Source organism: Micromonospora sp. ATCC 39149, assembly GCF_000158815.1.
Classification (GTDB): Bacteria; Actinomycetota; Actinomycetes; order Mycobacteriales; family Micromonosporaceae; genus Micromonospora.
The window spans coordinates 3839192-3851209 of record NZ_GG657738.1 but is presented as its reverse complement, the minus strand read 5'-3'; the positions used below and the strand labels follow the sequence as shown (position 1 = coordinate 3851209).

The window sequence follows — 12018 nt, the reverse complement described above, 5'->3', positions numbered from 1 at the left end:
CGCAGGGTGGTCCGGGCCGGCAACCGGACGGCACCCCTCTGTCTGCGTCCTTTGGAGCTGCCCCGCCTGTAGGACCGCGACCAGCCTGCGACCCGGCGGACTCGCCCGGCCCGATCCCCTCGGTGATCGCCCGATTCGGCCGGCAGGGCCGTGCGGGGCGGCCGTCACCCACCGAGGCGGAGCGGGAGGCGTCCCGCTACACCGTCGTGCTGGTGTCACCCGAGGCCGCCGAGGCGCTCGGCGACGACCGGGGCGAGGTCGGCCTGCACCTGTTCCGGGACGACGACTGGGATCACCAGCCGGCACACCTGGACGACGCAGCCAAGATGATCGAGGAAGCCTGCGGCGAACCGATCATCCTCACCGAGCACCACTCCGACCTCACCTGCTGGACGGCACACGTACGCGAGGATGCCTGACCCCCCGCAGCCGAGAATCCTTTAATCATTTCGGCGTTCCGCCTGCGCAGGTCCCTGATCGCCCACGCCATCCAGGGTTCCAACTCGATCGAGGGCTACCAGGTCGGCCTGGACGACGCCGTCGCCGCAGTGACCGGGAAGACCCGATGGAAACCAGTCCGGGCACCTGGGACGTCATCACCGGGTACCGGGACGCCCTCACCTACGTGCAGCAGCTCGGCCACTCCCGGGAGTACGCCTGGCAACACATGCTCCTCAACGCCCTGCACTTCATGATGATGCGACACGAGCTGGCCAAGTGGCCGGGGCGGTACCGCCCCGGTGACATCTACGTCGACGAGGCCCACACGGGCCGGCGCGTCTACACGGGCCCGGACGCCGACGAGGTGCCGTCCCTGGTTTCCGAACTGGTCGACTGGCTGGCCGACGGGGAACCCGCCAGCCCACTCCTCGTGCGCGCGTCGATGGCGCACCTGAACCTGGTCAAGATCCACCCATGGCGCGACGGGAACGGGCGCATGTCGCGGTGCCTGCACACCCTGGTCCTCGCCCGCGACGGCGTCCTCGCACCCGAGTTCTCCTCCATCGAGGAGTGGCTGGGCAACGGTCGGAACGCCTACGCCTACTACGACGTGCTGGGCGAGGTGGGCGGCCCGGGCTGGCAGCCGGCGAACGACACGGGCCCGTGGGTCCGGTTCTGCCTGAGCGCCCACCACCAGCAGGCGCAGTTGGTTCGGCAGCGCATCGACCAGGCCGCCCGACTGTGGGAACTGCTCGACGTCCGGGCACGCCAGGACGGGCTCCCCGAGCGCGTGGTCAGCGCCCTACAACTCGCGGCGACCGGCGGCAGGGTGCGCCGCACCGTCTACCAGCGCGACGAAACCCTCACCGACGACCAGGCCGTTCGCGACCTTCGCGCCCTGGTGAAGGCGGGATTCCTCCAGCAGCACGGTCAGACCCGCGGCAGGTACTACGTCGCATCCACTACGTTGCGCGAACTCGCCGCTCCAGCGCTGCGGCCCCGGGAGATCACCGACCCGTACCGGCGCTGACGTTCCGAACGGCCGCGTCAGGCGTCGTAGTCGACTGTGAGGGTGTCGGTGGTTGGGGTGGATTGGCAGGTCAGCACGTACCCGGCGGCGACCTCGTCCGGCTCCAGGGCGTAGTTGCGGGCCATCGTCACCGCGCCGGAGACCACCCTCGCCCGGCAGGTGGAGCAGACCCCGCCCTTGCACGCGTACGGCAGCTCGCCGCGCACCCGCAGCGCCGCGTCGAGGACCCGCTCCTCGCGGCCCATCGTGAAGGTCGACGATCGGCCGTCCAGCACGATCGTCACCTCTGCACCGGCCCCGGGCGCGTCGGCGGGGCGGCGCGTCGGCGGGGCGGGCGCCTCGGCGACGTGGAACAGCTCCGTGTGCACCGCCGACTCCGGCAGGCCCCGTGCGGCGAGCACCGCCTTCGCGTCGACCACCATGGGGTACGGGCCGCAGAGGAACCACTCCTCGATCGCGTCGCCCGGCACGATCGTGCCCAGCAGACGCCCTAGCCGCTCGGCGTCGATCCGCCCCGACAGCAGCGGCGACTCGCCCCGCTCCCGGGACAACACGTGCACCAGGTGCAGCCGGGTCGGGTACCGGTCCTTCAGGTCGGAAAGCTCCTCGGCGAACATCACCGAGTTCGCCGTGCGGTTGCCGTACACGATGGTGAAGGTGCTGGCCGGCTCGACGGCCAGGGCCGTGGCGACCAGCGCGAGCACCGGGGTGATGCCGGAGCCGGCGACCACCGCGCCGTAGCGGCGGGCCCGGCCCGGGTCGAACGCCGTGGTGAAGTGCCCCAGCGGGGGCAGCACCTCGACGGTGTCGCCGCGCCGCAACGCCCGGCAGGCGTACGCGGAGAACGCGCCCCCGGGGACCTCCCGCACCCCGATCCGCAGCCGGCCGTGCCGGGCCAGGTCGTCGGGCGTCGAGCAGATCGAGTACGACCGGCGCACGTCCGCCCCGTCAGCACCCGTGGAGCCGGTGAGCCCGCCTCCAGCGGGAAGCCGCACGGTGAGGTGCTGGCCGGCGGAGAACGCGAACGCCGCCCGCAGCTCCTCGGGCACGGCGAAGGTGATCGCCACGGCGTCGGCGGTGAGCCGGTCGACGGCGGCGACGGGCAGCGGGTGGAAGGCCGGCCGGCGGCGGACCGGACGGGTGATCGTGACAGTCACAGCGCCTTCAGGTGGTCGAAGGGTTCACGACAGGCTCGGCAGCGCCACAGGGCCTTGCACGCGGTGGAGCCGAACCGGCTGACCTGCTCGGTCTCCGCCGCCCCGCAGCGCGGGCAGCGGACGGCGAGGGTCAGCGGCACGACGGTGCCGGCCCGGGTCGCCGGCGGCGGGGCGATGCCGGCGGCGGCGAGCTTCGCCCGGCCGGCGGCGGAGATCCAGTCGGTGCTCCAGGCCGGGCTGTAGACCGTGCGGACCTCGGCGTCCGGGTGCCCTATGGCGGCCAGCGCCCGGCGGATGTCGGCCCGGATCACGTCCATCGCCGGGCAGCCGGTGTACGTGGGGGTGATGGTCACGGTGACCCGGCCGGTAGCCCGGTCCTCCTCGACCGCCCGCAGGATGCCCAGCTCGTCGATGGTGATCACCCGGATCTCCGGGTCCACCACCGCCGCCACGGCCTCCCTCGGGTCTACCACTTCGCCCCCGGGTGGGCGCGGTGCAACACCTGCATCTCCGCCAGCAGGTACGACAGGTGCTCGGTGTGCAGGCCGTCCCGTCCGCCGGCCGGGGCCCAGCCGTCCGCCGGCCGGGTCAGGGTCGCCTCGGCCAGCACCGGCCCGACGTACGCGTCGAAGTCGCCCCGCAGGGTGGCCGGGTCGACCGGCGCGCCCGGCCACGGCGCGAACAGCTCGTGCGCGTACGGCCAGACCTGGTCCACGGCGGCCTGCATCCGGCGGTGCGACTCGGCGGTGCCGTCGCCGAGCCGCCGCACCCACAGCGCGGCGTGGTCCCGGTGGTACGCGGACTCCTTGCGCGCCTTGGCCCCGATCGCGGCGAGCCGCTCGTCGGCGCAGCCGGCCAGCGCGGCGTAGAGCGGGAGCTGGTACGCCGACAGCAGCAGCAGCTTTGCCATGGTCACCGCGAAGTCGCCGTTGGGCAGCTCGACCAGCAGGCAGTTGCGGAACTCGCGGTCGCCGCGCAGGTACGCCAGCGCGTCCTCGTCGCGGCCGGCGCCCTCCAGCTCGCCCGCGTACGTGAGCAGGAGCCGGGCCGCGCCGAGCTGGTCGAGGGCGATGTTGGCCAGCGCGACGTCCTCCTCCATCTCCGGGCCGCGGCTGGTCCACTCGCCGAGCCGCTGCGCGGCGACCAGCGCGTCGTCGCCGAGGGCGAGGGCGAAGTCGAAGGGGCCGGTCACAGGTGGGCCACCCCGTCCGGCACCTCGTAGAAGGTGGGGTGGCGGTAGACCTTGTCGGCCGCCGGGTCGAAGAATGCGTCCTTCTCGTCGGGGCTGGACGCGGTGATCGCGGCGGCCGGCACCACCCAGATCGACACCCCCTCCTGGCGGCGGGTGTAGAGGTCCCGGGCGTTGTGTAGGGCCAGCTCGGCGTCAGGGGCGTGCAGGCTGCCGACGTGGGTGTGCGACAGCCCGCGCCGGGCCCGCACGAAGACCTCCCACAGCGGCGTGTTGTCGGTGGCACTCATGCCGCGACCGCCTCCTTCGCCTGCGCCCGTTTGGCCGCGTACGCGGCGGCGGCCTCGCGTACCCAGGCGCCCTCGGCGTGGGCGCGGCGCCGGTGCTCCATTCGCTGCCGGTTGCACGGGCCCTCGCCGGAGATCACCCGCATCAGCTCGGCGTAGTCCGGCTCGGTGAAGTCGTACGCCTGACGCTGCTCGTTCCAGCGCAGGTCGGGGTCGGGCAGGGTGAGGCCGAGGATCTCGGCCTGCTGCACGCACATGTCGACGAAGCGCTGGCGCAGCTCGTCGTTGGAGAACCGCTTGATCTTCCAGGCCATCGAGCGGGCGGAGTGGGTGGAGTCGCCGTCGGGCGGGCCGAACATGGCCAGCGACGGGTACCACCAGCGGTCCACCGCGTCCTGGGCCATGGCCTTCTGGCCGGGGGTGCCGTGGGCCAGGGTGTGCAGGATCTCGAAGCCCTGGCGCTGGTGGAAGGACTCCTCCTTGCAGACCCGGATCATGGCCCGGGCGTACGGCCCGTAGGAGCAACGGCACAGCGGCACCTGGTTGACGATCGCGGCGCCGTCGACGAGCCACCCGATCACGCCCACGTCGGCCCAGCTCAGGGTCGGGTAGTTGAAGATCGAGCTGTACTTCTGCCGCCCGTCGAGCAGGAGCTGGACCAGTTCGTCCCGGCTGACGCCGAGGGTCTCCGCGGCGGCGTACAGGTAGAGGCCGTGCCCGGCCTCGTCCTGGACCTTGGCCAGCAGGATCGCCTTGCGCTTGAGCGAGGGGGCCCGGCTGATCCAGTTTCCCTCCGGCTGCATCCCGATGATCTCGGAGTGCGCGTGCTGGGCGATCTGTCGGATCAGCGTCCTGCGGTACGCCTCGGGCATCCAGTCGCGGGGCTCGATCTTCTGGTCGGCGTCGATCACGTCGGCGAAGTACGCCGCGAGGTCGGCGTCCGGACCGGGGGCGGCACCGCCCCGCTGCCGGGCCGCCGCCTCCCGCAGCTCCGCCTCCGCCGCCTCCACCTCGCCGAGCAGGCCACCGCCGGACGCGTCCTGCGGGGCGGAGAAGTCGTTGCCATACATGACCACAAGTGTTACAGCTTGCGATCCCGGACGCCAGAGGGTGTCATAGAATTCGGAACTAACCTTCCGTGACGAAACGACCCGCTTCGGCATTGCCGCAGGTCGGCGCACAGCTATGACATGGCTCACTAAGCAGAGGTGAACTCCACCAATCAGGGCATATGCGGCCATAATCCCGCCTTCATAGCAACTTGACAGGCGTCGGGTTCTGGCGTGGCGGCTGTCCGGACGTAAACTTTCCCGGTCACACCGATCGGCTGCTGGCGATCGCCGGGTATGACGCAGGCCACTCCCCCGGCCCACGGCGATCAGGTCGAGCTCGCTCGGAAAACAGCCGGCCCCCCGGCCCTGACATCTGGAGCTCACCCACTCATGCGACCTCGCGTGGCCATGGTGCTCGCCGTCGTGGCGGTCCTCCTCGGCAGCGCCATGCTGGTGCCCGCCGCGTACGCCAAGCTCTCCGGTGACGACAGCGGCGGATCCGGCGGGGGCGGCGCGGAGAGCGTGGCGGCCCCCGAGCCGACCGCCCCGCCACCGCCGACCCTGCGCGCCGGGCCCGTCTCGGTGAACTTCTCCGGCGAGTTCTTCTCCTGGGCACTGATGGACCGGGAGAGCGGCGAGATCTCCGGCTCGAAGAACCTCACCAGCACCAGCTCGACCGAGTCGATGATCAAGGCCTGGATCGTCGCCGACTACCTGCGACAGCTCGGCGACAAGGCGCCCTCGGCCACGCTGAAGAAACAGGCGAGCCTCGCCATCCGGGACAGCAACGACGATGCCGCGAACGCCGTCTGGTCCGCCGCGGGCGGCTCGTACAAGACGTACCCGAACGGCCAGCCGAATCCGGTGATCAAGCGGGCCATCAGCATCTGCGGCCTCACCGACACCAAGCGCGGCAACGTCGCGGGGTACGAGGGCTACTGGAGCTTCACCCGGATGTCCCCCCGCGACGCCGTCCGGCTTGGCGACTGCATTGCCAACGGCAAGGCGGCCGGGCCGAAGTGGACCAAGTGGGTGCTGGACGAGATGAGCAAGGTTCGCGGCGGCATCAAGGACCAGCGGCTAAAGTCCGGCGGTGGGAAGTGGGGGATCGTCGACGGCCTACCTGCCGCGATCAAGGCCCAGGGACCGGTCAGCATCAAGAACGGCTGGACCCCGTTGAACTACGACGGCAACTGGCACGTGAACTGTCTTGCGGTCACCGAGAAGTGGAGCCTCGCGGTCATGTTGCGCTACCCGCAGAAGAACGGGCTGTCGTACGGCGCGAAGGTCTGCGCCAGCGTCGCGACCCAGCTGGTCACCCCGCAGCCCGGTGCCGCCCTCAAGGTGCCGCAGCAGCCGATCGGGAAGCTCTGATGGCGGGCAGCCGGCGGCGGGACGGCGGCGGGGGCTCCGCGGGCGGCGAGGCGTCGCCGCTGCGGCTGATCGCGATCGCGGCCGTCCTGATCGGGCTGGTGCTGGTGTCGCTGCGGCTGCTGCCGGGCTCCCCGCTGTCGTCGGCCGCCGCCGCCCAGTGGGGCGCCCCGTCCGCGCCGGTCGACCGCGCCGCCAACGCGACCTCGGACCGCCGCTCACGCCCCCCGGCCTCGCCCAGCCCCTCGCCGTCGCTGGAGCCGCTGCCGTTCGCGGACAAGCAGATCGACCTCGACATCGAGGGCTGGTACGCCTGGAGCGTCCTGGACACCCGCACCGGGAAGATCTTCGGCTCGAAGAACATGGCCGAGACGAGCACCACCGCATCGCTGATCAAGTCCTGGATCGTCGCCGACTATCTGCGCCGCGCCGACGAGGCGGGGCAGAAGCCCAGCGACGCCAAGCTCGCCGACGCCACCAGGATCATCCGGGACAGCGACAACACCCGCGCCGAGCAGTTCTACAACTCGGTGGGCCGGTCCGCGTCGATCAAGCGCATGATCTCCATCTGCAAGACCACCGACAGCAGCACCGCCGCCGACGGCGGCTGGAGCCGGACGAACCTCTCCCCCCGGGACACCGCCCGCCTCGGGGCGTGCATCAAGGACGGTCGGGCCGCCGGGCCGGAGTGGACCAAGTGGCTGATCAACGAGATGCGGCTGGTGCGCGGCTCCGGTGACTTCGGCATCCGCAAGGCGTTCCCGGCGGCCGAGCAGAAGAAGATCGCCATCAAGAACGGCTGGATCGACCGGACCAGGGAGCAGGAGATGCACATCAACTGCCTCGCCATCGGCGACAACTGGACGATGGGCGTGATGGTCCGCTACCCGATCAACATGGGCTACGAGTACGGCATGAAGAACTGCCAGAAGATCACCGAAGCGGTGCTGCGCTCGGGCACCTGACGCGCGGCCGGTGACCGCCGTCGAGCGGCGGGCGGTTGCCGGCGTGCCCGCCCGGGTCGCGCGGTCAGCTCAGGGCACGCCCCGTCAGCCCGGGTCGCGCCGTCAGCTCAGGGCACGCCCCGTCAGCCGGGTCGCGCCGTCAGCCGGCGAAGAACTGCGGGCCGTCCGCCGGCAGGGCGGGGGCCTCGCCGACCTCGGCCGCCCGGCGGGCGAACTCCCGCAGCCCGGCCACCTGCCGCTTTCCGAGCGAGAAGTCCAGCGCCCGGAAGTACGTGGCCAGGGTTGCCGCGTCGAACGGCTCCCACCGGGCAGCGGCCTCGGCGACCCGGTCCAGCTCGGCCAGGCACAGGTCGCGGGAGCGCAGGAACGCCTCGTGCACCTCCTTCACCAGGCCGGGATGGGCGGCGGCGAAGTCCCGGCGTACCGCCCAGACGGCGAAGACCATCGGCAGCCCGGTCCAGTCCCGCCAGGCCTGCCCGAGGTCGGTGACCTCCAGCCCACGGCGGGGCGCCTCGTGCAGCGCCCGCAGCGCCACGTCGCCGATCAGCACCCCGGCGTCCGCCTCCAGCAGCATCTGCGTCAGGTCGGGCGGGCAGCGGAAGTAGTCGGGGCGCACCCCGTACCGCTCGCCGAGCAGCAGCCGGGCGAGCAGCACGCCGGTGCGGGACGTCGAGCCGAGGGCGACCCGGCCGCCGTCCAGCTCGGCGAGGGGCTTCGTGGACACCACGTTGACCGAGAGCACCGGGCCGTCGCTGCCCACCGCCAGGTCGGGCAGGAGCAGCAGCTCGTCGGCGTGGCGCAGGTACTCGACGTGCGAGATCGGCCCGATGTCCAGGTCGCCCGCGACCAGGGCGGCGCTCAGCCGGTCCGGCGAGTCCTTGTGCAGGTCGACGTCGATCAGGGCGCCGGAGCGCATCAGACCCCAGTAGATCGGCAGGCAGTTCAGGAACTGGATGTGTCCGACCCGGGGACGGGCGATGCGGTCAGCCATGCTGCGACCGTATCCCCGTTGGCCGTCGGGGGCTCAGCGGGCGGCCTCCGGAGTGGCCAATCCCGCACCTGGCGGCCTACCGGCCGGGGTCGCCGCGTGGGTGGCGGCGGACCGTTCGGAGCGGCCGGCCCGAACGACCGGGACAGCGAACGCGGCCACCACGAGCAGCCCCGCGACGCCGCATGCCGCCACCAGCGGACGGGGGTCGGCCAGGTCGAGCAGCAGGCCGCCGGCCGCGAGGCCGACCATGCTCGCGCCCTGGACCGACGCGCCGAAGACGGCGTACGCCCGACCGCGCGCCGCCTCGGGCACCCGGCGGGCGAGCAGCACGTTGCTGACGACGCTGTTCCCGCCGTTGAGCACCCCGCCGATCAGCCAGATCGGCATCAGCAGCCACGCGGACGGCACTGCGGCGGAGCCCAGGACCGCAAGGCAGCACCCGCCCAGCAGGAGTAGCCCCGTGCCGAGCAGTCGACCGTCGTCGGTGAGCCGGCGAGCCAGCGGGGCGAGCGCCCACGCCCCGGCCACGATGCCGAGTGTCCAGGCCCCCGTGACCAGCCCATAGACGGTTGTGGAGCTGCCCAGTGTCTCCCGGATGAAGAACACCTCGATCACGTTGATCGCTCCGACCGCGCCGACCACCCCGGCGAGCGAGGCCACCATCGCGAACAGCAGCCGATCCGGGCGCAGTCGCCAGCGTGGGGCCGACCCGTCGCCGCAGGCGGGCGTCGGGTGCCCGTCACCGACCGCACCGGCGGGCACCGGGTGGACGTCGCGGACCGTCCGGGCACCGCCCCGGCGGGTGCGGATCAGCAGGCCGGCGGCCACCAGAGCGAGGTAGCTGACGGCGTCGAGGAGCAGCGGCACGCGAGCGCCGAACTGCCCCACCAGCACCCCGGCCAGCGCCGGACCGGCCAGCGCGCCGAGGGTGCCGGCCGTCTGGTGCAGGGCGCTGGCCCGGGGCAGGTCCCCAGGCGTGACCATCGCCGGAACGAGGGCGGCGAGCACCGGCTGGGTTACCGCGAGGCCGGCGGCCAGCAGCGCCACCAGGCCGGTCACCAGGGCCGGATGTTCGGCGTACGCGAGGGCGAGGCAGATCGCCGCCTGGACCACGCCGGCCGCGACCAGCAGGGCACGGGAGTCCACCCGGTCGGCGAGCCGGCCGGTCAGCGGGGCGAGCGCGACGAGCGGCAGGCTCGCGGCGATCAGCAGCCCCGCCACGGCCGGGCCGCCGGCACCGGCGGACTGGAGGGCGAGGGTGAGGGCGCTCGCGGCGAGGAAGTCCCCGCAACTGGAGACGCCCCGGGCGGCGGTGGCGAGCCAGACGTCGGACCAGCGCGACCGACCGGGAGCGAAGGACATACTTCGAAAATAATCCTTCACACTTGGGTAGGGCAATCCCCTCGTCGCGCGGGTGGCCCCCCGCTGCCGCCGGCAGCGGGGCCGTTCAACCGACGGGCACCGAGCGGCCAGTCAGTCGACGGGCACCGACCGGTACTGCACTGCCACGGGGCGCGCCCCGGAGGGTGGGTCCGTCCGCACCCGACGCCGGTACGGTGCCATCAGGTCCTGGACGGCCTCGTTGAGCGCCAACAACTCCTCGGCGGTGAGCAGCAGCACAGTGTCGCTGAACCACCCGGCGCGGTACCACTCCGCCGGCTCCTCGGGCGCCCGGCGGAACCAGTCCCGGGTCCGCTGCGCGTCCCGGGCTAGGTGCGCCTCCACGAGGGCCAACTCGGCCGCCCGCGCCTCGGAGCCGGCCGCCCGCCCCGCCTCCACGTTGTACGACGGGCTGAACGCCCGCCACACCCGCTCCCGGGCATCCCCCCGGCTCGGGGCCTGCTCGACCAGGCCGAACTTCGCCAGCGCACGCAGGTGGTAGCTGGTCGCGCTCGGCGACAGACCGGCAATCTGCGCGCACTCGGTGGCGGTGGCCCCGGACTCGATCGAGGCGAGATGCTCCATGATCGCAAGCCGGGCCGGGTGGGCCAGGGCCCGCATCACCTGCGGATCGCTGATCGTCACCCGCTGCCGCTCGGGCCGTGCCTCGGTCATGTGCCCATGATCCCGCCCGCCGCACGCCCCTGCCATCGGCCCCGCCGCTACGCTCGGCGGCACGACCGCCAGCACGGTGCCGAGCGAGGCCGCCACGATGGACACCGCAGCCCCTGAGGACACCGCAGCCCCTGACGATCCCGCCGCCTCCGGTGAGTCCGCCGCCCCCTGGGCCGCCGTCGAGCTCGCGGAGCTGGTCAACGCCGGCCGGCTTCGCCCCCTCGAGGTCGTCGAGGCGGCCCTGGCCCGCATCGGCTCCGCCGACGCCGCGCTGCGGGCCTTCCGCGAGACGTGGCCGGAGCGGGCCCGGCACGCCGCCCGCGAGCTGGAGCGCAGCCTCGCCGCCGGTCCGCTGCCGCTGGCCGGCGTGCCGCTCGGCGTCAAGGCCACCGAGGGCGTCGACTCGCCCCAGGCCCGCCGACTGGCCGCCGCCGGCTGCATCCCGATCGGGGCCACCGCCGTCCCCCGGGGCACGCCCTGGCAGACGTGGGGTCACACCGACCGGGGCCCCACCACCAACCCCTGGCGCGCCGACCGCACGCCCGGCGGATCGTCGGCCGGTTCCGCAGCCGCCGTCGCCGCCGGGCTCGTGCCCCTGGCCACCGGCAACGACGGGGCCGGATCGGTGCGCATCCCCGCCGCCTGGTGCGGCGTGGTCGGCATCAAGGTCACCAATGGGCGGCTGCCCGCCCGCGACGCGGCTGGGCTCAACGCGCCGGGCCCGCTGGCCCGCACGGTCGTCGACGCCGCCGCGTACCTCGACGCCGTTCTCGGCACCCGCCTCGCCGGCCACCTCGACCCGGCGCGCGGCGGGCCCCTCCGGGCGGTCTGGTCCGCCACGCTGGGCTATGCCGAGGTCGCCCCCGCCGTCGTGGGCCCCGCCGTCGCCGCCGCCGACCGGCTCGCGGACGCGGGGATCCTCCGGTGGGTCGAGCACGACCTGGTCCTCGCCGACCCCGCGCCGGCCTGGCGGGCCCTGCGGGCACCCGGTGGCCGGGCCGCCACCGCGACCGTACGGGCCGGCAACGACGCGCGTCTGGCGCGGCTCTTCGCCGCTGCCGATGTGCTGCTCACCCCGACGACCCCCGACCCGGCGCACGGCCACGCCGGGCCGGGCGACCGGATGAGCGTGGCGCTGACCTGGGCGTTCAACGTCAGCGGGCACCCCGCTGCCAGCGTGCCGGCCGGGTTCGCCCCCGACGGCACCCCGGTGGGCCTCCAGATCGTCGCCCCCCACCATCACGAGCACCTGCTCATCCGGACGGCCGCCGCGCTGGAGGCGCTGCGCCCCTGGCCGCCGCCCGGCCCGGGGCAGGCGGGGCCGGGGCAGGCGGGGCCGAATAAACCCGCTGACCGGCGCGGCGGCGCGGAGTAAACTGTTCGCCCCGCCGACGGCCGCGGTGTCAAGCACCGCAGCGGACGTCCCCGCGCCGGCCCCCGTGCCGGAAACGCGAGCGGCAGCGTTGTCCCCCGCGCCGAG

General features: G+C 73.4%; 13 protein-coding genes. 5 read left to right on the top strand and 8 right to left on the bottom strand.

The genetic code is table 11. The features are described 5' to 3' along the window. The first annotated feature begins 122 nt into the window (after positions 1 to 122). Positions 123 to 419, top strand: a complete 297-nt coding sequence (locus tag MCAG_RS16485) for a hypothetical protein (RefSeq protein WP_007074117.1) — start codon at positions 123 to 125, stop codon at positions 417 to 419. A 146-nt stretch (positions 420 to 565) separates the two neighbouring features. Then, positions 566 to 1471 (top strand): Fic family protein, encoded by a 906-nt coding sequence (locus MCAG_RS16480; protein WP_157548102.1) that lies wholly within the window; start codon positions 566 to 568, stop codon positions 1469 to 1471. Positions 1472 to 1488: 17 nt separating this feature from the next. On the opposite strand, the gene paaE is transcribed toward MCAG_RS16480, so the two are convergent. The 5 genes from paaE to paaA are packed head-to-tail and all read right to left on the bottom strand — an operon-like array spanning position 1489 to position 5174. After that, on the bottom strand, positions 1489 to 2628 hold the full coding sequence (paaE, locus tag MCAG_RS16475; protein ID WP_036373747.1) for a 1,2-phenylacetyl-CoA epoxidase subunit PaaE: 1140 nt from the start codon (positions 2626 to 2628) through the stop codon (positions 1489 to 1491). Then, positions 2625 to 3101, bottom strand: a complete 477-nt coding sequence (gene paaD / locus MCAG_RS16470) for a 1,2-phenylacetyl-CoA epoxidase subunit PaaD (protein WP_007074114.1) — start codon at positions 3099 to 3101, stop codon at positions 2625 to 2627. The genes paaE and paaD overlap by 4 nt, the downstream gene beginning before the upstream one ends. Then, complete coding sequence (gene paaC / locus MCAG_RS16465) at positions 3095 to 3820, bottom strand: 1,2-phenylacetyl-CoA epoxidase subunit PaaC (protein ID WP_007074113.1); 726 nt, start codon at positions 3818 to 3820, stop codon at positions 3095 to 3097. Before paaC ends, paaD begins: the two co-directional genes overlap by 7 nt. After that, on the bottom strand, positions 3817 to 4107 hold the full coding sequence (gene paaB / locus MCAG_RS16460; RefSeq protein ID WP_007074112.1) for a 1,2-phenylacetyl-CoA epoxidase subunit PaaB: 291 nt from the start codon (positions 4105 to 4107) through the stop codon (positions 3817 to 3819). The genes paaC and paaB overlap by 4 nt, the downstream gene beginning before the upstream one ends. Beyond that, positions 4104 to 5174 carry a 1,2-phenylacetyl-CoA epoxidase subunit PaaA gene (gene paaA, locus MCAG_RS16455; RefSeq protein ID WP_036373744.1) on the bottom strand — a complete coding sequence of 357 codons (1071 nt, stop codon included), beginning with the start codon at positions 5172 to 5174 and terminating at the stop codon, positions 4104 to 4106. Before paaA ends, paaB begins: the two co-directional genes overlap by 4 nt. A gap of 372 nt (positions 5175 to 5546) precedes the next feature. Between paaA and MCAG_RS16450 the strand changes: the two genes are divergently transcribed. Together MCAG_RS16450 and MCAG_RS16445 are read left to right on the top strand one after the other, a co-directional pair. Next, the gene (locus MCAG_RS16450) at positions 5547 to 6530 is read left to right on the top strand and encodes a hypothetical protein (RefSeq protein ID WP_036373741.1); all 984 of its coding nucleotides are present in this window, start codon (positions 5547 to 5549) and stop codon (positions 6528 to 6530) included. Next, on the top strand, positions 6530 to 7492 hold the full coding sequence (locus MCAG_RS16445; protein WP_050777984.1) for a hypothetical protein: 963 nt from the start codon (positions 6530 to 6532) through the stop codon (positions 7490 to 7492). Before MCAG_RS16450 ends, MCAG_RS16445 begins: the two co-directional genes overlap by 1 nt. A 139-nt stretch (positions 7493 to 7631) precedes the next feature. Here MCAG_RS16445 and MCAG_RS16440 read toward each other — a convergent pair whose 3' ends face one another. From MCAG_RS16440 to MCAG_RS16430, 3 genes are all read right to left on the bottom strand, one after another. Continuing rightward, positions 7632 to 8483: a menaquinone biosynthetic enzyme MqnA/MqnD family protein gene (locus MCAG_RS16440; protein ID WP_007074108.1), complete on the bottom strand. Its 852-nt coding sequence runs from the start codon at positions 8481 to 8483 to the stop codon at positions 7632 to 7634. A 33-nt stretch (positions 8484 to 8516) separates the two neighbouring features. Beyond that, entirely contained in the window at positions 8517 to 9845 is a 1329-nt protein-coding gene (locus MCAG_RS16435; RefSeq protein ID WP_036373739.1) for an MFS transporter, read from the bottom strand. 111 nt (positions 9846 to 9956) lie between these two features. Next, positions 9957 to 10538 (bottom strand): helix-turn-helix transcriptional regulator, encoded by a 582-nt coding sequence (locus tag MCAG_RS16430; RefSeq protein ID WP_036377310.1) that lies wholly within the window; start codon positions 10536 to 10538, stop codon positions 9957 to 9959. A gap of 97 nt (positions 10539 to 10635) precedes the next feature. Here MCAG_RS16430 and MCAG_RS16425 point away from each other — a divergent pair, with 97 nt between their 5' ends. Continuing rightward, complete coding sequence (locus tag MCAG_RS16425) at positions 10636 to 11913, top strand: amidase (RefSeq protein WP_157548528.1); 1278 nt, start codon at positions 10636 to 10638, stop codon at positions 11911 to 11913. Positions 11914 to 12018: the final 105 nt, after the last annotated feature.